The 21,428-nt window shown below is 73.0% G+C and carries 21 protein-coding genes and 3 tRNA genes; 14 read left to right on the top strand and 10 right to left on the bottom strand.

Annotated features, from left to right (window positions below):
* Position 1: 1 nt before the first annotated feature.
* Positions 2 to 682 (bottom strand): PAS and ANTAR domain-containing protein, encoded by a 681-nt coding sequence (locus ACYVDO_RS09435; protein ID WP_460935110.1) that lies wholly within the window; start codon positions 680 to 682, stop codon positions 2 to 4.
* A 182-nt stretch (positions 683 to 864) separates the two neighbouring features.
* On the opposite strand from ACYVDO_RS09435, the gene ACYVDO_RS09430 reads away from it, so the two are divergent.
* The 10 genes from ACYVDO_RS09430 (at position 865) to ACYVDO_RS09385 (ending at position 8,755) form a co-directional block, all read left to right on the top strand.
* Positions 865 to 2,118: an FUSC family protein gene (locus tag ACYVDO_RS09430; protein ID WP_460935108.1), complete on the top strand. Its 1,254-nt coding sequence runs from the start codon at positions 865 to 867 to the stop codon at positions 2,116 to 2,118.
* 147 nt (positions 2,119 to 2,265) lie between these two features.
* Complete coding sequence (locus tag ACYVDO_RS09425; protein ID WP_460935106.1) at positions 2,266 to 3,246, top strand: pirin family protein; 981 nt, start codon at positions 2,266 to 2,268, stop codon at positions 3,244 to 3,246.
* 70 nt (positions 3,247 to 3,316) lie between these two features.
* Positions 3,317 to 3,535, top strand: a complete 219-nt coding sequence (locus tag ACYVDO_RS09420; protein WP_460935104.1) for a hypothetical protein — start codon at positions 3,317 to 3,319, stop codon at positions 3,533 to 3,535.
* Complete coding sequence (locus tag ACYVDO_RS09415; RefSeq protein ID WP_460935102.1) at positions 3,532 to 4,374, top strand: SDR family NAD(P)-dependent oxidoreductase; 843 nt, start codon at positions 3,532 to 3,534, stop codon at positions 4,372 to 4,374. The genes ACYVDO_RS09420 and ACYVDO_RS09415 overlap by 4 nt, the downstream gene beginning before the upstream one ends.
* Positions 4,375 to 4,475: 101 nt before the next feature.
* Positions 4,476 to 5,918 (top strand): GuaB1 family IMP dehydrogenase-related protein, encoded by a 1,443-nt coding sequence (locus tag ACYVDO_RS09410; protein ID WP_460935100.1) that lies wholly within the window; start codon positions 4,476 to 4,478, stop codon positions 5,916 to 5,918.
* Between the two features lie 18 nt (positions 5,919 to 5,936).
* Complete coding sequence (locus ACYVDO_RS09405) at positions 5,937 to 6,989, top strand: PHP domain-containing protein (RefSeq protein ID WP_460935098.1); 1,053 nt, start codon at positions 5,937 to 5,939, stop codon at positions 6,987 to 6,989.
* Positions 6,968 to 7,492 (top strand): GntR family transcriptional regulator, encoded by a 525-nt coding sequence (locus ACYVDO_RS09400; RefSeq protein ID WP_460935096.1) that lies wholly within the window; start codon positions 6,968 to 6,970, stop codon positions 7,490 to 7,492. The genes ACYVDO_RS09405 and ACYVDO_RS09400 overlap by 22 nt, the downstream gene beginning before the upstream one ends.
* Positions 7,478 to 7,550 (top strand) — tRNA-Glu (locus ACYVDO_RS09395). The genes ACYVDO_RS09400 and ACYVDO_RS09395 overlap by 15 nt, the downstream gene beginning before the upstream one ends.
* Positions 7,551 to 7,579: 29 nt before the next feature.
* A tRNA-Asp gene (locus ACYVDO_RS09390) sits at positions 7,580 to 7,653 on the top strand.
* 151 nt (positions 7,654 to 7,804) lie between these two features.
* Positions 7,805 to 8,755 carry an SDR family NAD(P)-dependent oxidoreductase gene (locus ACYVDO_RS09385; protein ID WP_460935094.1) on the top strand — a complete coding sequence of 317 codons (951 nt, stop codon included), beginning with the start codon at positions 7,805 to 7,807 and terminating at the stop codon, positions 8,753 to 8,755.
* A 67-nt stretch (positions 8,756 to 8,822) separates the two neighbouring features.
* Here ACYVDO_RS09385 and ACYVDO_RS09380 read toward each other — a convergent pair whose 3' ends face one another.
* Positions 8,823 to 9,746, bottom strand: a complete 924-nt coding sequence (locus ACYVDO_RS09380) for an NADP-dependent oxidoreductase (RefSeq protein ID WP_460935092.1) — start codon at positions 9,744 to 9,746, stop codon at positions 8,823 to 8,825.
* Positions 9,747 to 9,979: 233 nt separating this feature from the next.
* Here ACYVDO_RS09380 and ACYVDO_RS09375 point away from each other — a divergent pair, with 233 nt between their 5' ends.
* A complete protein-coding gene (locus tag ACYVDO_RS09375) occupies positions 9,980 to 10,624 on the top strand; it encodes a TetR/AcrR family transcriptional regulator (RefSeq protein ID WP_460935090.1) in 645 nt (214 codons plus the stop codon).
* Here the strand turns inward: ACYVDO_RS09375 and ACYVDO_RS09370 are convergent.
* From ACYVDO_RS09370 to paaA, 7 genes are read right to left on the bottom strand one after another with little or no spacing between them, the layout of a single operon-like run.
* Positions 10,612 to 11,487, bottom strand: coding sequence for a 3-hydroxyacyl-CoA dehydrogenase family protein (locus ACYVDO_RS09370; RefSeq protein ID WP_460935088.1), 876 nt, complete (start codon positions 11,485 to 11,487; stop codon positions 10,612 to 10,614). The two genes, ACYVDO_RS09375 and ACYVDO_RS09370, sit on opposite strands and share 13 nt — an antisense overlap.
* Positions 11,484 to 12,662 carry a thiolase family protein gene (locus ACYVDO_RS09365; protein ID WP_460935086.1) on the bottom strand — a complete coding sequence of 393 codons (1,179 nt, stop codon included), beginning with the start codon at positions 12,660 to 12,662 and terminating at the stop codon, positions 11,484 to 11,486. Before ACYVDO_RS09365 ends, ACYVDO_RS09370 begins: the two co-directional genes overlap by 4 nt.
* A gap of 27 nt (positions 12,663 to 12,689) precedes the next feature.
* A complete protein-coding gene (gene paaE, locus ACYVDO_RS09360; RefSeq protein WP_460935084.1) occupies positions 12,690 to 13,787 on the bottom strand; it encodes a 1,2-phenylacetyl-CoA epoxidase subunit PaaE in 1,098 nt (365 codons plus the stop codon).
* On the bottom strand, positions 13,788 to 14,372 hold the full coding sequence (gene paaD, locus ACYVDO_RS09355) for a 1,2-phenylacetyl-CoA epoxidase subunit PaaD (RefSeq protein WP_460935082.1): 585 nt from the start codon (positions 14,370 to 14,372) through the stop codon (positions 13,788 to 13,790).
* Positions 14,369 to 15,319 (bottom strand): 1,2-phenylacetyl-CoA epoxidase subunit PaaC, encoded by a 951-nt coding sequence (gene paaC, locus ACYVDO_RS09350; RefSeq protein ID WP_460935080.1) that lies wholly within the window; start codon positions 15,317 to 15,319, stop codon positions 14,369 to 14,371. The genes paaD and paaC overlap by 4 nt, the downstream gene beginning before the upstream one ends.
* A gap of 7 nt (positions 15,320 to 15,326) precedes the next feature.
* The gene (gene paaB / locus ACYVDO_RS09345; protein WP_460935078.1) at positions 15,327 to 15,641 is read right to left on the bottom strand and encodes a 1,2-phenylacetyl-CoA epoxidase subunit PaaB; all 315 of its coding nucleotides are present in this window, start codon (positions 15,639 to 15,641) and stop codon (positions 15,327 to 15,329) included.
* Positions 15,638 to 16,633, bottom strand: coding sequence for a 1,2-phenylacetyl-CoA epoxidase subunit PaaA (gene paaA, locus ACYVDO_RS09340; protein ID WP_460935076.1), 996 nt, complete (start codon positions 16,631 to 16,633; stop codon positions 15,638 to 15,640). Before paaA ends, paaB begins: the two co-directional genes overlap by 4 nt.
* A 153-nt stretch (positions 16,634 to 16,786) precedes the next feature.
* On the opposite strand from paaA, the gene paaZ reads away from it, so the two are divergent.
* Positions 16,787 to 18,817 carry a phenylacetic acid degradation bifunctional protein PaaZ gene (paaZ, locus tag ACYVDO_RS09335; protein WP_460935752.1) on the top strand — a complete coding sequence of 677 codons (2,031 nt, stop codon included), beginning with the start codon at positions 16,787 to 16,789 and terminating at the stop codon, positions 18,815 to 18,817.
* 3 nt (positions 18,818 to 18,820) lie between these two features.
* On the opposite strand, the gene ACYVDO_RS09330 is transcribed toward paaZ, so the two are convergent.
* Positions 18,821 to 19,507 carry a TetR/AcrR family transcriptional regulator gene (locus ACYVDO_RS09330; RefSeq protein ID WP_460935074.1) on the bottom strand — a complete coding sequence of 229 codons (687 nt, stop codon included), beginning with the start codon at positions 19,505 to 19,507 and terminating at the stop codon, positions 18,821 to 18,823.
* Positions 19,508 to 19,558: 51 nt separating this feature from the next.
* Between ACYVDO_RS09330 and ACYVDO_RS09325 the strand changes: the two genes are divergently transcribed.
* Both ACYVDO_RS09325 and ACYVDO_RS09320 read left to right on the top strand, forming a co-directional pair.
* On the top strand, positions 19,559 to 20,482 hold the full coding sequence (locus tag ACYVDO_RS09325) for an AurF N-oxygenase family protein (protein ID WP_460935072.1): 924 nt from the start codon (positions 19,559 to 19,561) through the stop codon (positions 20,480 to 20,482).
* Between the two features lie 119 nt (positions 20,483 to 20,601).
* Positions 20,602 to 20,678: transfer RNA gene (locus ACYVDO_RS09320), tRNA-Phe, on the top strand.
* The last annotated feature ends 750 nt before the right edge of the window (positions 20,679 to 21,428 follow it).

Raw genomic sequence — 21,428 nt, 5'->3', positions numbered from 1 at the left:
GTCAGTCCACGGAGCCCGGGAGCAGCCCGAGGAGCCGGTCGGCCCGGGCCGCGGCGCTGACCTCGTTGGTCGGGGCCAGCATGAAGTCGTCCACGAGCGCGCGCGCGAGGGTCGGCAGCGGCACCGCGCGCTGGCGGGCCGCCCACCAGAGCAGTTCGAGGGCGGCGTCGGGAGAGAGTCGGTAGGCCGCGACGAGGACGCCCTTGGCGTGTTCCACGACGGGGTCGAACGACGTGGGCTCGAGCACCGTCAACCCGCCGTACGGCTGGGGGTGGTCGACGAAGTCGGTGAGGTCGACGAAGTAGCCGTTGACGGCCACGATCCGGCGGTCGGCGTCGAACACGCCCACGCCGATCGACAGGACGTGCCGGACCCCGCCGTCCGCATCGACGATGCGGTGCCGGCAGCAGAACGGCTCCCCCGTCGCGAGCGCGCCGGACAGCGTGCCCTCGGTGCGCAGCCGGTCCTCCGGGTGCTTGTGCGCCAGCAGCAGCTCGGTGGTCGGCACGGTCTCGCCAGGCTCCATTCCGTGCAGGGCGAACATCTCGTCCGACCACCACCAGCGGTTGGCGCGCACGTCGTAGGAGAAGCGGGCCAGCGTCTCGGGGACGCCGGCTGCCACGGCCTCGAGCACCTGGTCGGCCTCCGGGACCGCGCCGAGGAAGGGGTCCTGCGTGAGCATGTCAGCCGTCCCGTCCTCGTGCGTCTCAGAAACTCGTGCAGGCCACCCTACCTGCGCAAAGAGCCCAAGGGTGACGACAGGGACACCGAGGCGGTGACGGGCGACGACCGGGCGGGTGAACCTCCCGGGACGGCGCCGGGCAGTCTGGCGTCGGCCCAGCCGGGAGGCCTAGGGTCGCCCTGATGGACACCTTTGAGCCGGGGGGCACGAAGGGGGAAGGGCACGGCGCGTCGACGAGAGCGAGGCGCCTGCTCGGCGACGTCGTCCACGGCTGGTGGGACGCGGCCTGGACGGCGGTGCGCACCGCGGGCCCGGAACGGGATGCCGCCCTGCTCATGGGCAAGGCTGCCCTCGCCACCGTCATCGCGTGGCAGTTCGCGGTTCACGTCATCGGCAGCCAGCAGGCCTTCTACGCGCCGATGGCAGCCCTGCTCGTCGTGGACCGCACCATGGTGCGCTCGATCGGGGCGAGCGCCCAGCGCGTCGCCGCGGTGGTCGTCGGCATGCTCACGGCCTGGCTGGTCGGGTCGACCCTGGGGGTGCACTGGTGGTCGATGCTGCCGGTGATCTACCTGGCGCTGCTCATCGCGCGGTGGCGGCGGCTGGGCGACCACGGCATCCAGGTGCCCACCATGGTCCTGCTCTCCCTGCTGACCGTGGGCGGCACCAACGTCGACTTCACCTACCTGACGGTCCTGGAGACCCTCGCCGGGGGCGTCATCGGCGTGCTCACGAACGCCATCGTGCTGCCGCCGCTGCACCTGCGGGAGCCCCGCGAGCAGATCATGACCCTGACCACCCGGGTGTCCGACCTGTTGGCCGCCATCGCCACGGGGCTGCGCGAGGGGTGGGACGCCGACGAGGCCCGCGGCTGGTACGACACCAGCACCGACATCATCCGGCTCGCGCCCCAGGTGCACGCGGAGATCGAGACGGGGCGGGAGAGCACCCGCTTCAACCCCAGGGACAACCTGCAGGGCCTCAACGTGGACTGGGCCGGCTACGCCGCCGCGGTGGAGGCGGTCCGGCGCAGCCAGTGGCAGGTCTCCGGGATCGCGCGCACGCTGGTCGACGCCGCCGACGAGGGCGAGTCCCTGCCGGCACCGAGCCAGCGCTTCCTCGAGGCCTACGCCGAGGCGCTCGACCACGTCGGCGCGGCGCTCACCCACTTCGGTCTCGCCGACGACGAGGAGAGGCGGGCGGTGAGCCGCGAGCTCGGCGAGGCGGTCACGGTCCTGGACCGGCTGGGCGACGCCGTGCGCGACACGCGGCTGGACGACCCCCGGGCCTGGCCGGCATACGGCGCACTGCTGCTCGACGCCCGCCGGCTCGCGCGGGAGCTCGAGCTGCACAGCGGGGACGCGGTCGTGCCCACCGACAGCGGGCCCATCCGGATGCCCAAGGACGGCCTGCGCCGCCGGGTGCAGGGCCGCTGAGGTTCCGCTCGGCGCACCCACGCGCCTCGACCCACCGGCCGCTGCGCCTCGGGGGCCGAGACGCCTCGGGAGCCCCGGCCCTGCGAACCTGCTCAGGCGGTCGGCTGCCCGGTCCGCTGCCGACGGACCGGGTGCCACACTGGGCAGGTGAGCAACGTCGAGAGCCGGCCGCGCGAGACGGTGGCACACGGGACGGACGACCGGGACGGCACACCCGGCGTCGAGGTGCTCGAGCCGCGCGACGTCCCCCTCGGCGGGCCCCGCGCGATGACGGTGCGGCGGACCCTGCCGCAGCGGCAGCGCTCGATGATCGGTGCCTGGTGCTTCGCCGACCACTACGGCCCCGACGACGTCTCGAGCACCGGCGGCATGGACGTGCCGCCGCACCCGCACACCGGGCTGCAGACCGTCAGCTGGCTCTTCGCGGGCGAGGTCGAGCACCGCGACAGCCTCGGCACCCACGCCGTCGTCCGGCCGGGCGAGCTCAACCTCATGACCGGCGGCCACGGCGTCGCCCACTCCGAGGTGTCGACACCGGGCACCACCACGCTGCACGGCGTCCAGCTGTGGGTGGCCCTGCCGGACGCGCATCGGGACGCCCCGCGCGACTTCCAGCACCACACGCCCACGCCGGTCGAGCTCGACGGCGCCACCGTGTCGGTCTTCCTCGGCTCGCTCGCGGGGCAGACCTCGCCGGTGCGGACGTTCACGCCGCTCCTGGGGGCCGAGGTCGTCCTCCCGCCGGGTGCGCGGCTCGACCTCGCGCTCGACCCGGAGTTCGAGCACGGGGTCCTCGCCGACACCGACGGGCTCGAGCTCGGTGGCACGCTGCTGCCCCGGGCCGGCATGGGCCACCTCCCCGCGGGCCGTGACACGCTCCTGCTCGCCAACCGGTCGACGTCCACTGCGCGTGCCGTCGTCCTCGGGGGTCCTCCCTTCGAGGAGGAGATCGTCATGTGGTGGAACTTCGTCGGCCGCACGCACGAGGACGTCGTGCGGGCCCGCGAGGAGTGGATGGCCGGCTCCGACCGGTTCGGTGAGGTGCAGGGGTATACCGGTGCCGTGCAGCACCTGCCCGCCCCCGCCCTCCCCGCGGTGCGGATCCGCCCGCGCCGCAACGCCTCCTGACGGCCGGGTGCCCGCCGGGCGTCCGCCGGCTCCCGGCACGGGTCCGGCGCCCGTCCGGCAGACTGTCGCCATGTCCCCCGCGTCCCCGCGCCCGCGCCGGTCCCTCGCCGCGACGTACCTTCCGCTCGTCGTCGCCATCTGCGCGATGGTGCTGGTCCGCGAGCTCGTGACGGCGCTGTGGCCCGACCTGTCGAGCTGGGTGGCGTTCGTCGCCGCTCTCGCGGTCGGGTGGTTGACCTATGCCGGGGTGGAACGCGTCCTCGCCCGGCGAGGGAAGGACCGCCCGTGACGGCCGCACCGCTCGGCCCGGTGCTCGTCACCGGCTGCTCGTCCGGCATCGGGGCCGCCAGCGCCGACCTGCTGCTCAAGGCAGGCCACACCGTCTACGCCACTGCCCGGCGGCCGGAGGTCCTGGCCGACCTCGAGTCCGCGGGCGCCCGCGTGCTGGCGCTCGACGTGACCTCCGAGGAGTCGATGTCCGCAGCCGTCAAGGCGGTCGAGGACGAGCACGGCCGGGTCGGCGCGCTCGTCAACAACGCCGGGTACGGCGAGTACGGCACGATCGAGGAGACCGACCTCGACAAGGTGCGGACGATGTTCGAGACCAACGTGTTCGGGCTCGCCCGGCTCACCCAGCTCGTGCTCCCCGCGATGCGCGCCGCCCGGGCGGGACGCATCGTCAACATCGGCTCCATGGGCGGCCGGCTCACCTGGCCGGTCGGCGGCTTTTACCACGCCACCAAGTACGCCGTGGAGGCGATCAGCGACGCCCTGCGCAACGAGGTCCGCTCGTTCGGCATCTCCGTCAGCCTCGTCGAGCCGGGGCTGATCCGGACCGGGTTCGAGGAGACGGCCCTGACGTCCGAGGCGCACGCCGGCACCGACGGCTCCCCGTATGCCGACCTGCTCGCGACCAGCGCGAGCATCACCTCAGGCGGCTATTCCAACCCCCTGCTGGCCAGCGGCCCCGAGGCCGTCGCCAGGGTCGTGCTCAAGGCGTTGGAGTCGCGCTCGCCGCGCAGCCGCTACGTCGTGACCGCCGCCGCGCGCGCCGCCATCACGGCCCGGACCATGGGCGGCGACCGGGTCTGGGACGCGATCGTCCGCAACCAGTTCGGCTCGCACTGACTGCTGCGTCACTCATCCGCACCCGGATCAGTGACGCAGCACCCGGACCAGCCCTCGGCGGGCAGGCTGCCGTCCTCGCGGCCCGACCTAGACTCGGGCCCGTGCAGTTCCTCAACGGCCTCCAGCCCCAGCTCGACCTGACCTACGACGACGTCTTCATGGTCCCGAGCCGCTCCGACGTCACGAGCCGGCTCGACGTCGACCTGACGAGCTCCGACGGCAGCGGCACGACGATCCCGCTCGTCGTCGCCAACATGACGGCCATCGCCGGCCGCCGCATGGCCGAGACCGTCGCCCGCCGCGGCGCCCTGGCGGTCATCCCGCAGGACATCCCGGTCGACGTGGTCAGCGAGGTCACCGCCTGGGTCAAGCGTCGCCACCTCGTCCACGACACCCCGATCACCCTGAGCGCGCACGAGACCGCAGGCGCTGCCCTCGTCCTGCTGCCCAAGCGCGCCCACGGCGCAGCGGTCGTCGTCGACGAGTCGGGCCGGCGCCCCATAGGCATCGTGACCGAGGCCGACCTGACCGGTGTCGACCGCTTCACCCAGGTGCAGGAGGTCATGACCCGCGAGCCGGTCCTGGTCACCGACGGCACCGACCCGGAAGAGGCCTTCAACACCCTCGCGACCACCCACCACCACGTCGCCCCCGTGGTCGACGAGGCGGGCGACCTGGTCGGCATCATCACCCGCGCCGGCGCCCTGCGGGCCCGGCTCTACTCCCCTGCCGTCGACGCGCAGGGCCGCCTGCGGATCGCCGCCGCCGTCGGCATCAACGGCGACGTCGCGGGAAAGGCCGCAGCCCTCCTCGAGGCCGGTGTCGACCTGCTCGTCATGGACACCGCCCACGGCCACCAGGAGAAGATGCTCGACGCGCTGCGCGCCGTGCGGGCCCTCGACCCGCAGGTGCCCATCGCCGCCGGCAACGTCGTCTCCGCGGCGGGCACCCGCGACCTCATCGAGGCGGGTGCGGATATCGTCAAGGTCGGGGTCGGACCCGGCGCCATGTGCACCACCCGGATGATGACCGCGGTCGGCCGACCGCAGTTCTCCGCGGTGCTCGAGTGCGCCACCGAGGCCCGCCGCCACGGCAAGCACGTCTGGGCCGACGGCGGGGTGCGCCACCCGCGCGACGTGGCCCTCGCCCTGGCCGCCGGCGCCTCGAACGTCATGGTCGGCTCGTGGTTCGCCGGCACCCTGGAGTCGCCCGGCGACCTGTTCACCGACGAGCGCGGCCGCCGCTTCAAGGAGTCCTTCGGCATGGCCAGCAGCCGCGCGGTCCGCAACCGCACGGCGACCGACACGGCCTACGAGCGGGCCCGCAAGGCGCTCTTCGAGGAGGGGATCTCCTCGGCGCGCATGTTCATCGACCCCGAACGGCCGAGCGTGGAGGACGTCATCGACCAGATCGTGGCCGGCGTCCGCTCGAGCTTCACGTACGCCGGGGCTCGGACGATCGAGGAGTTCGCCGAGCGCGCGGTGGTGGGGCTGCAGAGCACCGCCGGGTTCGCCGAGGGCCGGCCGCTGCACACCTCCTGGTGAGCCGGGAGGGTATGCCGCGTGGTCGCCGCCGTCGCCCCCCTCACCGCGCCCGTCGCGCCTGACGAGGCGCTGCGCCGGGTCGCCTTCCTGCTCGAGCGCGAGCGGGCGGGGTCCTACCGGGTCGAGGCGTTCCGCAAGGCCGTCCTCACCGTCCGCGAGACCCCGGAGGACGAGCTCCGTGCCCGCCACGAGGCAGGCACGCTGCAGGACCTGCCCGGGATCGGGAAGTCGACCGCGGGAGTCGTGGCGGAGGCGCTCGACGGTGAGCTCCCGGCATACCTCACGACGTTGCAGGACAAGGCGAGACCACTCGTCACGGGTGGCGAGGACCTGCTCGCGCGCATCACCGGCGACTGCCACTCGCACTCGAGCTGGTCCGACGGCGGCAGCCCGATCGAGGAGATGGTCCTGACCGCCGTCGAGCTCGGCCACGAGTGGCTGGCGCTCACCGACCACTCCCCCCAGCTGCGGGTCGCCAACGGGCTGACCGTCGAGCGGCTGACCAAGCAGCTGGCGGTCGTCGACGCGGTCAACGCCTCGCTCGGCGACAGCTTCCGGCTGCTCAAGGGGATCGAGGTCGACATCCTCGACGACGGCTCGCTCGACCAGACCGACCGCATGCTCGGCCAGCTCGACGTCGTCACCGCCAGCGTCCACTCCAAGCTGCGGATGAACGCCGCTCCCATGACGAGGCGGATGGTGGCCGCGGTCTCGAACCCGCGCGTCAACGTCCTCGGCCACTGCACCGGGCGGCTCGTGGAGGGGACGCGGGGCAAGCGCCCGCAGTCGGAGTTCGACGCGCGCGCGGTCTTCGAGGCCTGCGCCGAGCACGGCACCGCCGTGGAGATCAACAGCCGCCCCGAGCGCTGCGACCCGCCCGACGAGCTCGTCGAGCTGGCCCTGGACCTCGGCTGCCTGTTCGCGATCGACTCCGACGCCCATGCGCCCGGGCAGCTGGAGATGAAGGCCTACGGCTGTGAGCGCGCCGAGCGCCTCGGCATCCCCGAGGACCGGATCGTCACCACCTGGCCGGTCGAGCGCCTGCTGGAGTGGACGGGGTCGCAGTCGTGACGCGGCCCCTGGTCACGATCGACCTCACGGCGGCGGACCCGCCGTTCGAGCAGGTGCGTGCCCAGGTGGCCCGCCGGATCGCCGGCGGGGACCTCCGGGAGGGCGACCGGCTGCCGACGGTGCGCGCCCTCGCGACCGAGCTGGGGCTCGCGGTCAACACCGTCGCCCGCGCGTACAAGGAGCTGGAGGCGGACGGGCTCGTCACGACCGGGCGCCGGGCCGGCACGGTCGTCGCGCCGGGCGCCCAGGCCACCGACGTCGCCCTCGGGCGCAGCGCCCGCGGACCTCGCCGAGCGGGGCGGTCGCCGCCGGGCTCGGCGACGCGGAGGCGGTGGAGCTGCTGCGCGCGGCCCTGCGAGCGGCGAGGTCCTAGCACCGAGGCCGGGGACGGGACCCCGTTTTGGAGATCGGGGCGGGGTGCCCCTATGCTTTCGGAGTCCTCGACGGATCCGAGCGCAGTCGCTGGGCGAGGGTTCGGCGAAGTGCCGGTCCCCATCGTCTAGCGGCCTAGGACCCCGCCCTTTCACGGCGGTAGCACGGGTTCGAATCCCGTTGGGGATACTGTTTTGCAAGGCCTCAGAGCCATCCGAGGCCCCGTAGCGCAGTTGGTTAGCGCGCCGCCCTGTCACGGCGGAGGTCGCGGGTTCGAGTCCCGTCGGGGTCGCCCAGAGCGAAGGGCCCACACGAGAGTGTGGGCCCTTCGTCGTTCCCGTCGCCCGGCACGCGCCGCGCCGGTGCCTGCGCGCTCGTCGAGGCACGGCAGGCGGGAGACCCTGCCCGGAGCCGCGTGGGCAGGGCCCACCTAGGGTTGAACCATGGCAGCCCTCACCGACGGACTCGACTGGCTCCTCGACAAGTCGGTCGTGCTCGGCTACAGCAAGGTCGGCCCCGCCCTGCGCCGGTCGTGGTGGCCGGACGACCCGCGCCCGGGCGTGCTCGCCGGCCGCACCGTGGTGGTGACCGGGGCGAGCGGCGGGCTGGGACTCGCCACCGCCACCGGCCTGGCCGGCCTCGGCGCCCGCGTGCGCCTCGTCGGCCGCGACGAGGGACGGCTCGAGACGGCCCGGCGGGGGCTCGTCGCCGAGGTGCCGACGGCCCAGGCCGACGTCGACGTGTGCGACCTCAGCGACCTGGACGCCGTGGAGGCGTATGCCGCGCGGCTGCGCGACGAGCTCCCCACCCTGCACGCCCTGGTCCACAACGCCGGCGTGCTGCCGCCCGAGCGACGCACCAGCGCCCAGGGCCACGAGCTGACCTACGCGACGCACGTCCTCGGCCCGCACGCCCTCACCTTCGCCCTGGGGGACCGGCTCGCCGGTGGTCGGGTGGTCGTGGTGTCCTCCGGCGGCATGTACGCCCAGCCGCTGCCCGTGGACGACTACGAGTACACGCAGGGCACCTACTCGGGCACCACGGCATACGCCCGGACGAAGCGGATGCAGGTCGTCCTCGCCGAGCGGTGGGCGCTCGAGCTCGCCGGCCAGGGCACCGGAGTGCACTCGATGCACCCGGGCTGGGCGGACACGCCGGGGGTCACCGACTCGCTCCCCGGCTTCGCCAAGGTCGTGGGCCCGATCCTGCGCGACGCCCGGGGTGGCGCCGACACGGTCGTCTGGCTGGTCGCGACGGACGCGCCCCTCGGGACCGGGAAGTTCTGGCACGACAGGCGGGCCCGGGCGACGCACTACGCACCGGTGCGCGTGGAGGACGACGCGGCCCGCGACCGGCTCTGGCAGGCCGTCACGGAGGCCACCGGCCGGCCCTGACACGCCAGCGAGCCTGACACGACGGCGCCCCGGGGACGCGATCGTCCTGGGGCGCCGTCGGTGCGCGTCACTCGCTGACGCGGATCGCGACCTTGCCGCGGACGTGGCCGCCCTGGCTCAGCTCGAACGCCTTCGCCGTCTCCTCCAGCGGGAACGACTCCGCCACCGGCACCGTCAGCTTGCCCTGGTCGGCGAGGTCCGACAGGACCTGCAGGTCGGCCGCGTTGGGACGCACCCACGCGTAGAGGCCGCCCTTCTCGGCGACCGTGCCGTCGGCCACCGACCCGTGCCGGCCGCCGTCGGCGAGGACGCCGAGGGTCGAGTCGAGCACGTCCCCCACGAAGTCCGCGACGACGTCGACGCCCCCGGGCGCCAGCGCGCGGACCCGCTCGACCAGGCCCTCGCCGTACGTCACCGGCTCCGCCCCCAGCCCACGCAGGAACTCGTGGTTCGACTCCGACGCCGTGCCGATGACCCGCGCGCCGAGCGCGCGGGCGACCTGGACGGCCAGAACCCCGACGCCGCCGGCGGCCGCGTGCACGAGGACCGTCTCACCCTCGCGCAGCCCCAGCCGGCTGAGCAGCTGGTATGCCGTGAGGCCCGCGAGCGGCAGCCCGGCGGCCTGGTCCCAGTCGAGCGAGGCGGGCTTGCGCGCGGCCGTGCGCACCGGCACCGACACCAGCTCGGCGAACGTGCCCTGCTGCACCCAGTCCTTGCGCGCGTAGGCGATGACCTCGTCGCCGAGCGCGAACTCGGGCGTGTCCAGCCCCACCGCCTCGACCACGCCAGCGGCGTCCCACCCGGGGATGGCGGGGAAGTCCACCTGCATCAGCGGGTCCAGGTAGCCGGCCATGACCTTCCAGTCGACCGGGTTGACCGAGGCCGACCTGACCCTGACCAGCACCTCTCCCGGCCCGACCCGGGGATCGGCCTGCTGCGTCAGCTCCAGGACCTCAGGACCGCCGTACTGCGCATACGTGAGTGCTCGCATGGTGGGGACAACAGCCCGCGACCCGACTCCTCTTCCGCGACCTGTCCGAAATGGGACGTGACCTCCCGCACGTGGCCAGAGGAGCCGAGGAGGGGCGGAGAAGGACCGAGGCGCGCTGGTTGGGCCTGGCAGGAGCACCGGAGCTTGCGGAGGTGCGAGCGGACTCGCGCGCCGAGGCCCCTCTCCGTCGCGACGACCCCTGAGACACGCGGCCGTTGTGGGACAGTGAGCCCGTGAGCGCGACGGACGTCGGCGGCGCCGGGACCGCCCCGCGGAGGGGTCGCCCCGGCCGCGACCAGCAGACGGTCCTGCGCCGCGCGGTGGACCTGTTCAACGAGCAGGGCTACGACGGCACCAGCATGGGCGACCTCGCCCGGGCCCTCGGGTTCAGCAAGTCCGCGATCTACCACCACGTCCCCGGCAAGGAGCACCTGCTGTCGCAGGCCCTCGACGAGGCGCTCGACGGCCTGACCGCCGTGATCGACGAGGCGGAACGCCACGAGCCGGGGTCCAGCGCCTACGAACGACTGCGCCGCGCCGTGCAGCTGTCGGTCGAGGTCCTCGTCGAGCACCAGCCCGCGGTCACCCTGCTGCTGCGGGTGCGCGGCAACAGCCCGGTGGAGGTGGAGGCGCTGCGCCGCCGCCGCGCCATCGACGCCCGGCTCGCCGACCTCGTCCGGGAAGCCGTCGACGAGGGGTCGCTGCGCTCCGACGTGTCGCCCCAGCTCGTGAGCCGCCTGCTGTTCGGCATGGTCAACTCGCTGGTCGAGTGGCACCGGCCCGGCGGCCCGGCCGACGCCAGGGACCTGTCCGAGGCCATCACCACGATCGCGTTCGACGGCCTCGCCGTCAGCCCCGGGTCACCTCACCAGTCGTAGAAGCCGCGGCCCGCCTTGCGGCCGAGCTCGCCGGCGGCGACCTTGTCCCGCAACAGCTGCGGCGGCTCGAACCGTGGCCCGAGCTCGCGCGCCAGGTGCTCGGCGATCGCCAGCCGCACGTCGAGCCCCACGAGGTCGGTGGTCCGCAGCGGGCCCACCGGGTGCCGGTAGCCCAGCGTCATCGCGGTGTCGATGTCCTCGGCGCTGGCCACGCCTTCCTGCACCATCCGCATCGCCTCGAGCGCGATCGCGACCCCGAGCCGGCTGCTGGCGAACCCCGGCGCGTCCTGCACCGTGATCGCCGTCTTGCCGAGCGCCTCGACCCACGAGCGGGCCTCGTCGACCAGGCCGGGGTCGGTGCGTCGCCCGACGACCACCTCGACGAGGTCGCTGACCGGCACCGGGTTGAAGAAGTGCAGGCCGACCAGCCGCTCCGGACGCGACAGGCCCTCGGCGATGGAGTCGATCGACAGCGAGCTCGTGTTGGTGGCCAGCACGGCCTCCGGCGCCGCCCGCTCGACGGTCGCGAACACCGTCTGCTTGAGCCCGGCGTCCTCGGGCACCGCCTCGACGACCAGCGTCACCTCGGCGAGGTCGGCCGGGTCCGTCGTCGTCCGGTATGCCGCGTGCGCGACTTCGGCGTCGACCCCCAGGGTGCCGCGGTCGGCCGCCTTCGCCAGACTGCCCGCGATCCGGGCGGAGGCCGCGTGAGCGGCCTCCGCCGAGCTCTCGACGACGACGACCTGCGACCCGGCCGAGACGAAGGCGTGCGCGATGCCGGCGCCCATCCGGCCGCCGCCGTAGACCCCGACCCGTGCCGGCAGGCGGCGCGCGGGGGGCCCGGACTGCTCCGCGGCGGTCACGGGCGCTCCAGCAGCAGGGCAGTGCCCTGCCCGACGCCCACGCACATCGTCGCCAGGCCCCGCCGGGCGCCGGCGCGCTCGAGCCGACCGAGCAGGGTCACCACGATCCGGGTTCCCGAGCAGCCGAGCGGGTGGCCGAGGGCGATGGCCCCGCCGTCGGCGTTGACGACCTCCTCGTCCAGCTTGAGGTCCCGGACGCAGGCCAGGGACTGCGAGGCGAAGGCCTCGTTGAGCTCGACGGCGTCCAGGTCCTCGACCGTCCAGCCGGCCCGGTCGAGGGCCTTGCGCGTGGCGGGGACCGGGCCGATACCCATGACCTCCGGGGCCACACCGGCACTGGCACCGCCGACGATGCGGGCCCGCGGGGTGAGGCCGTGCTTCTGCACGAACGCCTCCGAGGCGACGACGACCGCTGCCGCACCGTCGTTGAGGGCGCTGGAGTTGCCGGCCGTGACGAGGCCGTCCGGGCCGTGCAGGGGCCGCAGCCTCGCGAGCTTCTCCAGGCTGGTGTCGGCGCGCGGGCCCTCGTCGACCGTGACGGCGCTGTCGCCCACCGGCACCGCGACGGTCTCGGCCTCGAACCGGCCCGCCTCGATGGCGGCCACGGCCCGCTGGTGGGAGCGCAGCGCGAAGGCGTCGAGCTCCTCCCGGCTCAGCCCCCAGCGCTGCGCCACCCGCTCGGCGGTCTGCGGCATGGTCAGCGTGGTGTCGACGTCGAACCGGGGGTTGGTGAAGCGCCAGCCGATCGAGGTGTCGAACGCCGCACCGGGGCGGCCGAACGCCTTGGCCGGCTTCTCCTGCACCCAGGGCGCGCGGGTCATCGACTCGACCCCGCCGGCGACGACCAGATCGGCGTCACCCGAGGCGACCATCTGCCGGGCTGTGGTGATCGCGGTCATGCCCGAGGCGCACAGCCGGTTGACCGTGAAGCCGGGCACCGAGTCGGGCAGCCCGGCGAGCAGCCACGCCATGCGGGCGACGTTGCGGTTGTCCTCCCCCGCCTGGTTCGCAGCACCGAGGACCACCTCGTCGACGAGCGCCGGGTCGACCCCGGCGCGGCGGACGACCTCGCCCACCACGAGCGCCGCCAGGTCGTCGGGGCGCACGGTGGCCAGCGCACCGGCATACCGGCCGATGGGGGTCCGGACCGCATCGACGATGAACGCTTCGGGCACGTCAATCTCCTTGCAGGACAGGGGTGGTCACGCGTCGAAGTCGACGGTGACGTGCTCGCTGACGGGGTAGGACTGGCAGGTCAGGACGAAGCCCTCGTCGACCTCGCCGTCCTCGAGGGCGTAGTTGCGACGCATGTCGACCTCGCCCTCACGGACGAGGGCGCGGCAGGTGCCGCAGACGCCGCCCTTGCACGCGAACGGCAGGTCGGTACGGGTGCGCTGGGCGCCGTCGAGGATGCTGGTCGACCGCGAGATCGGGGCGGTGCTGGTGAGCCCGTCGAGCACCACCGTGACCTCGCTCGTCTCCCCCGCGAGCTCCTCGTCGGGCCGGTGCAGCTCCGGCGGCGGCGCGTCGACGTAGAAGAGCTCGAAGTGCACGCGCCGGGGCTCGACACCGAGGTCGGCGAGCGTCTCGCGTGCCCCCTCGATCATCGCGTGCGGGCCGCAGAGCCAGACGTGGTCGACCGCGTCGATCGGGACGAAGGCGCCGGTGAGGGCGCGGATGCGGTCGGCGTCGAGGCGGCCCGAGAAGAGCGGGACGTCCCGCGGCTCGCGGGACAGGACGTGCACGAGCTGGAACCGCGAGCCGTAGCGGTTCTTGAGGTCGGCCAGCTCCTCGGCGAACATCACGGAGGCGGTGGTGCGGTTGCCGTAGAACAGGGTCAGCTCCGAGCCCGGGTTGGCCAGCACGCTGGCGGCGATCGACAGCATCGGCGTGATGCCCGAGCCGGCCGCGATACACAGGTGGCGCTCGCCCACGGTCGGGTCCGCGCGGAACGAGCCCGACGGCGTCTGCACCTCGAGCACGTCGCCGGCCCTGACCTCACGGACCAGCCAGCGGCTGAACAGGCCGCCCGGGATCTCGCGGACGCCGATCCGCGGGCGCTCCGCCGCGGCCGCGCAGATGGAGTACTGCCGACGCTCCTCCACGCCGTCGATGGTGCGCCGGATGGTGAGGGACTGGCCCGGCGCAAAGTCGTACTCGGCGGCGAGCTCCTCGGGAACGTCGAACGTCACCGCTGCGGAGTCGTCGGTCAGCCGCTCGACGGAGTGGACCGTGAGCTCGTGGAACCGCGGCCCGCGCCGACGGCCGGCGGGGACGAGGAGGGAACCCGTGGCGGTCACTCAGATCTCCTTGACGTGCTCGAACGGCTCGAGGCAGGACGTGCAGCGGTAGAGCGCCTTGCACGACGTCGGCCCGAACTCGGAGGTGAGCGCGGTGTCGGCCGACCCGCAGCGGGGGCAGGTGACGGCGCGGCGGGTGGGCGCGAGGGTGAGCGGTACGGGGCCACCGGCGCGGTGACCGACCCGGTGCGGCGCGGAGATCCCCGCGTCGGCCAGGGCGGCGCGACCGCGCTCGCTGATCCAGTCGCTCGTCCACGCCGGCGACAGGGAGACGCGCACCCGCGCGTCCAGACCGGCGTCGGCGAGCGCGCGGACGAGGTCGTCGCGCATGGTGGCCATCGCCGGGCACCCGGAGTACGTCGGGGTGATCGAGACGACGACCGTGCCGTCGGCCTCGACGTCGACACCCCGCAGGACCCCGAGGTCGTCCAGCGTCAGCATCGGCAGCTCGGGGTCCGTGACGGTGCGGGCCACGGCATACGCCTGCGCGCGGAGGTCCTCGGCCAACGAGGCGGTCGCCGGGCGCCCTGCCACCGCCGACGCGTCCTCGACCCCCCGGCCGACGCGGGTCGACACGGCGGTCACCACTGCCCCATCGGGTGGGCACGCGCCACGGACTGCATCTCGGCGAGCAGCCGGCTCAGCGCCTCGGTGTGCATGCCGTCGCGCCCGGTGCGGCCGGCCACCGCGGCCATCCGCACCGTAGCGGGCTGCTCGACGCCGCTCATCGCGAACACCTGCGCCAGGACGACCCCGACCTCGTCCGCCACGGTCGCCGGGTCCACGCCCACGCCCTGCTCGGCGGCCGCGCGCTCGGCGTCGTGGGTGTCGAACAGCTCGGCGAACAGCGGCCAGACCGACGCCAGTGCGGCATCGAGCCGGCGCCGGGACTCCTCGGTGCCCTGGGCGAGCGTGAGGAACCAGCGGCCGGCGAAGTCGCGGTGGTAGGTCAGCTCCTTGACGCCCTTCGCGGCGACGGCGGCCAGGACGTGGTCGCGGCTGTCGGCCAGCCGCTCGAACACCGCGATCCGGGCGCAGGAGAACAGCAGCAGCTTGACGATCGTCACGGCGAAGTCGCCGTTGTCGAGCTCGACGAGCCGGACGTTGCGGAACTGCTGGTCGCCGCGGAAGAACGCCAGCGCGTCCTCGGGCGGGACGGGCGAGCCCTCGGGAAGGGCGGGCACGAGCGAGGGGTCGGCGGCCGCGGCCCGGGCCAGCAGGAGCCGCGCCTGGCCCAGCAGGTCGAGCGCGATGTTCGCGAGGGCGATGTCCTCCTCGAGGTCGGGCGCGCGGCTGCACCACTCCGAAAGCCGGTGCGAGGCGATGAGCGCGTCGTCGGCGAGCATGAGCGAGTAGGCGCCGAGGACCGCCGGGTCGACGCCCTCGGGGATCGTGGTGTCGACGCCGGCGAGCGGGTCCTCGAAGTCGGTGCCGAAGGCCCAGTGCGCGGCGTCGCCGGCCGGCTCGTGCTCGAGCAGCCCGTCGTAGACGGAGCCGGCGGCGTCGTTCGGGTCGGGGGTGGGGTGGCTCATCGCACGCTCACATGTGGGGGACGTCGTCGGGGATCGTGTAGAAGGTCGGGTGCCGGTAGACCTTGTCACCGCTCGGGGCGAACAGCGGGTCCTTCTCGTCCGGGCTCGACGCCGTGATGTCGGCCGACTTCACGACCCAGATGCTCACGCCCTCGTTGCGCCGGGTGTACACGTCGCGGGCGTGCATCAGCGCCATCCGGTCGTCGGCGGCGTGCAGCGACCCGACGTGGACGTGGTTGAGCCCCCGCTTGCCGCGGACGAACACCTCGTACAGCGGCCACTCGGCGCGCACGCCCTGGGCCTTCGCCGTCTCGTCGGTCATGCCGCACCCTCCTGGTCGTGGGCCGCGGCAGCCTGCTTCGCCGCATACGCGGTCGCCGCCTCGCGCACCCAGGCGCCGTCCTCGTGCGCCTTGCGGCGGTGGGCGATCCGCTGGGCGTTGCACGGTCCGTTGCCCTTGACGACCTGCATGAACTCGCTCCAGGCGGGCTGGGTGAAGTCGTGGGCGCCGCGCTCGGCGTTCCAGCGCAGGTCGGGGTCGGGGAGGGTGACGCCGAGCGCCTTCGCCTGCGGCACGGTCATGTCGACGAAGCGCTGGCGCAGGTCGTCGTTGGTGTTGCGCTTGATCCCCCACGCCATCGACTGCTGGGTGTTGGGCGACTCGGCATCCGGCGGGCCGAACATCATCAGCGCCGGCCACCAGAACCGGTCCACCGACTCCTGCACCATGGCTCGCTGCTCGTCGGTGCCGCGCATCATCGTCATGAGCAGCTCGAAGCCCTGCCGCTGGTGGAAGGACTCCTCCTTGCAGATGCGGATCATCGCCCGGCCGTACGGGCCGAACGAGGTGCGGCACAGCGGCACCTGGTTGCAGATCGCGGCGCCGTCGACGAGCCAGCCGATCGTGCCGACGTCGGCGTAGGACAGGGTCGGGTAGTTGAAGATCGAGGAGTACTTCTGCCGGCCGTCGATGAGCATCTCGGTGAGCTCCTGGCGCGAGACGCCGAGGGTCTCGCACGCGGAGTAGAGGTACAGCCCGTGGCCGGCCTCGTCCTGCACCTTGGCGAGCAGGATCGCCTTGCGCCGCAGCGAGGGCGCACGGGTGAGCCAGTTGCCCTCCGGCTGCATGCCGATGATCTCCGAGTGCGCGTGCTGCGCGACCTGCCGGACCAGCGTCCGCCGGTAGCCCTCGGGCATCCAGTCCCGTGGCTCGATGCGGTCGCCGCGTGCGATGGTGGCGTCGAAGCCCGCTTCGTATGCCGCGTCGTCGCCTCCCGTGCCGTCGCCGCGGGTGCGTTCCGGAGCCGTCGTCATCGCGTCCTCCCGAGGGTGGTGGGAACCAGCATCCCGCGCCCCCGGGAAGAGAGCACGGCCGGTGGCACGGGGAATGGCCGCGCAGGCATTTACTGACCGAGCGGTCTGTATTAGTGTGGCACGCACCGAGGGAGAGGACAACACCCCATGTCGATGCTCGAGAGCTATGCCGCGGGCCGGTGGTTCCGCGCCTCCGACGAGGGCACCCCCCTGCGGGACGCCACGACCGGCGAGGAGGTCGCCCGGATCTCCTCGACCGGCCTCGACGTCGGCGCCATGGTGGAGCACGCGCGCACGGTGGGCGGGCCCGCGCTGCGGGACCTGACGTTCCACGAGCGCTCGGCCATCATCAAGCAGCTCGCCGCGCACCTCACCGCGAGCAAGGACGAGTTCTACGAGCTCTCGACCCGCACCGGGGCCACCAGGCGCGACTCGGCGGTGGACATCGACGGCGGCTTCGGCACGCTCTTCTCCGTCGCGAGCAAGGGCACCCGTGAGATGCCGGCCGACACGGTCTACCTCGACGGCGGCTTGGAGCAGCTCGGGCGCCAGGGCCAGTTCGTCGGCCAGCACGTCTACACGACGCGGCCGGGCGTGGCGGTCCAGATCAACGCCTTCAACTTCCCCGTGTGGGGCATGCTCGAGAAGCTGGCGCCCGCCTTCATCGCCGGGGTGCCGAGCATCGTCAAGCCGGCCAGCCAGACGGCATACCTCACCGAGATCGTGGTCCGCCGGATCATCGAGTCCGGGATCCTCCCCGAGGGCACGCTGCAGCTGCTCAGCGGCAGCGCGTCGGGGCTGCTCGACGCCCTCACGGTGCAGGACTCGGTCGCGTTCACCGGCTCGGCCCACACGGCCGGCATCCTGCGCAGCCACCCCAACGTGCTGCACGGCGGCGTCCAGCTCGGCGTCGAGGCCGACTCGCTCAACTGCTCGGTCCTCGGCCCGGACGTCACGGTGGACGACCCCGAGTTCGACCTGTTCGTCAAGGGCGTCGTCACCGAGATGACGGTCAAGGCCGGCCAGAAGTGCACGGCGATCCGGCGCGCCATCGTCCCGGCAGGCATGGCGGACGCGGTCGTCGAGGCGATCGGCGACCGGCTGGAGAGGACCACCGTCGGCAACCCGGCGAACCCGGACGTCCGCATGGGTGCGCTGGCGTCGGTGGAGCAGCGCGACGAGGTGCGCAAGGCCATCGCCTCGCTCCAGGCCTCGTGCGACGTCGTCTGGGGCAACCCGGACTCGGCCGAGCTCCTCGACGCGGACTTCGCGGTCGGCGCCTTCCTCGCGCCGGTGCTGCTGCGGGCCCGCGCCGGTGCGGTCGAGCCGCACGACGTGGAGCCGTTCGGGCCGGTGAGCACGGTCATCTCCTACGACACCGTCGACGAGGCGATCGCCCTCGCGGCGCGGGGCAAGGGCTCGCTCGTGGGCTCGCTCGTGACGCACGACCCGGCCGTGGCTCGGGACATCACGCTCGGCCTCGCGCCCTGGCACGGCCGCATCCTGGTGCTCGACCGCGCGGCGGCCCCGGAGTCGACCGGCCACGGCTCGCCCCTGCCCATGCTCGTCCACGGCGGCCCCGGTCGCGCCGGTGGCGGCGAGGAGCTCGGCGGCGTCCGCGGCATCCTGCACCACATGCAGCGCACGGCCCTGCAGGGCTCGCCCGACATGCTCACGGCGATCACCGGCCGCTGGACGAAGGGGGCACAGCGACGGGTCGAGGAGGTGCACCCGTTCAGGAAGTCGTTGGCAGAGCTGCGGATCGGCGACACGGTGCAGTCGGCGTCGCGCCGGGTGACGCTCGAGGACATCGAGCACTTCGCCGAGTTCACGGGCGACACGTTCTACGCCCACACCGACGAAGCGGCGGCACAGAAGAACGAGCTGTTCGGCGGGATCGTGGCTCACGGCTACCTCGTGGTGTCGCTCGCGGCCGGCCTGTTCGTCCAGCCCGACCCGGGGCCCGTCCTGGCCAACTTCGGCGTCGACAACCTGCGGTTCCTCACGCCGGTCAAGGCCGACGACGAGATCTCCGTGCTTCTCACCGTCAAGCAGATCTCGCCGCGGCGCTCCGCCGACTACGGCGAGGTGCGCTGGGACGCGGTCGTGAGCAACTCGGCCGGCGAGCCGGTCGCGACCTACGACGTGCTGACCCTCGTGGCCAAGGGGCAGCCGCAGTACTGACCGTCAGGCAGGCGGGGAGACCTTGGGCGCCAGCCCCTCCCACGCGAGCGAGGTGAGCAGCTCGACGAGGCGATCCTCGGGGATCGTGGGCCGGTCGAGCCAGCGGTGGGTCGCGAGCTGCACGAGGCCCACCACGGCATACGCCACGTGCTCGTCGTCGTCCGCGGGCTCGCCGCGACGGGTGGCGAGCAACGCCACGAGGGCCTGTGCGACCGCCGACTCGACGCCGCCCACGAAGTCGCCTCCGTCGCCGAGTCCGTTGTGCGCGAAGGCGAACCGGTAGAGGTCGCGGTCCTCGCGCACGGTGGCGACGTAGGCGCGGACGGCCGAGGCGACGACGGCGCGGTCGTCGGCGGAGCCGGTCTCGAGGGCCTGCACGAGCCGAGGGAGGAAGACGTCCTCGGCGGCGAACTCGAGGACGGCGCGGAACAGGTCGTCCTTGTCCTTGAAGTGGCGGTAGACGACCGGCTTGCTCACCCCGGCCACCGCGCAGACGTCGTCGAGGCCGATGCGCGGGCCGTGCTGGCGGATCGCGGTGACGGCCGCCTGGACGAACTCCCGGCGCCGCTCCTCGCGATGGGCCCGCCAGCGCTCCGACCGGCCGTCCGGTCGGACGCGCTCCGCGCCGTCCGGGCGCCCGCGGTCCGCGACGTCCGGTGGGACGCCCCCCTTGACGGCATCGCTCTTCATGTGAACCATGGTAGGCGTTACTCGGATTCACACATATCCGGAGGAGCCCCCATGACCCCCACGACCACCGCGCCGGCCCTCGAGCGCGTCCGCCCCCGGCACGACCGCGACACCACCGCGCGGCGGCTGCTCGCGTCTGCCGCGAAGACCTCGTACGACCCACAGAAGGACATCGACTGGTCCGAGCCGCTCGAGGCCGGGCTCTACGGCATGTCCGCGCAGTGGTCGTCGCTCTACGCCACCCCGCTGTGGGACGAGCTCACGCTGGAGCAGCGGATCCGCCTGACCGAGCTGGAGTTCTGCTCGATCTCGGGGGTCGGCATCTGGTTCGAGATGATCCTGATGCAGATGATCCTGCGCGACGTCTACGACCAGGACCCGGCCACTCCGCACGTGCAGTTCGCGCTCACCGAGATCGGCGACGAGTGCCGCCACTCCGTGATGTTCGCGCGCACCGCGGAGAAGTTCGGCGCGCGGTCGTACCAGCCCACCGGGCTCGACCACCAGCTCGGCCGCCTCTTCAAGACCCTCGCCACCGGGCCCTCGCTCTACGCCTCGATCCTCGTCGCGGAGGAGGTGCTCGACATCTTCCAGCGGGAGGTCATCGACGACGAGCAGGTCCAGCCGCTCACCCGGGCCGTCAGCCGGATCCACGTCGTCGAGGAGGCACGCCACATGCGGTTCGCGCGCGACGAGATCGCGCGCCGGGCCGAGGCGATGGGTCGCGCCGAGCGGGCGCGGCAGCGCGTCGTCCTCGGCATCGTCGCCAACATCATCATCCACAACCTCGTCCAGCCCGACGTGTATGCCGCGGTGGGCCTCAACCCCGACGCCGCCGTGCGCGCCGCGAAGGCCAACGAACACCACACCGCGAAGCTGCGTGGAGCGGCCGAGAACCTCACGTCCTTCCTCACCGACTGCGGCCTCATCGGCGGCCCGTCCGCCCGGTTGTGGCGGGGCGCCCGCCTCGTCTAAGCAGCCTCTCGGTGGCGTCCGGGCGGTCCCTACGGTGGTTCGGGACGGCCCACCGGATGGGCTATGATCGACCGGTCGCGGCGGGCCACCCCGTCGCGATGGTGCGCTCGGCGCACCACGGCCAGGTAGCTCAGTTGGTACGAGCGTCCGACTGAAAATCGGAAGGTCGGCGGTTCGACCCCGCCCCTGGCCACCAGTCAAAATTCGCAGGTCAGGGACCCCTGACCTGCGGCTTTGTCCATCCCGGGTCGAGTCTGGCGGGACGGCTGACGTACCGTGACTCACCGTCAGAGACCCCGATGGGCCGAGAGATATAGCACGAGATGTTGCACGAAATTTCAACGGCAAGAGATCCGGCAAGCCGTCCTGGCCGGGCGGCTCTGTGTCCAGCTTGGGAATCCTGTGAACGGCTGCGTCGACGGCTGAGTCGTGCTCCCGCAGGTGCCCCCTAGTGCCCTCAGAAACCTCGTGTCGGCCGGTGCTAATGGCCCGGTTGTGGCCCGTTGCGGCTCCTGTCGATACCCCGCCGTAGGAGTGGCCGCGGCCCCTGCCGCGTATCGCGAGCCGCCCTGATCCTCATCTAAGGGGACGGACGTCACATCACGACGTCCAGTCCGCCGCGTATCGTTGGCGTTCCGATTTTCAGGAGTGGGTGAGCGTGCCCGGGCGGCTCCGAGGCATCTTTGCCTACGCCCCCGAGCCAATACACCTCCGTTGTCGTCCAGCTGTGTCGGGTCCCGATGCTGTCAGCGTTGCTGTCCAGCTGTTTCACTCGAGAGTGGCGGGGTCCGCTGAAGGCGCAGTGCTCACCGCCCTCGGGCGAGCGTCCCAAGGAGTGGTGGGGTTTGGGGTAGCGGAGTGGCTCCGGGTGTAGGGGGGCCATCGGCGTGATTCTCGGTGTGTACCGCCAAGTACTCATCGAAGGAGATCTCACCGATGGCCCTGT

Source organism: Phycicoccus ginsengisoli (assembly GCF_054779295.1).
The sequence above is the reverse complement of the archived record's forward strand: the minus strand, read 5'-3'. Positions and strand labels throughout refer to the sequence as shown.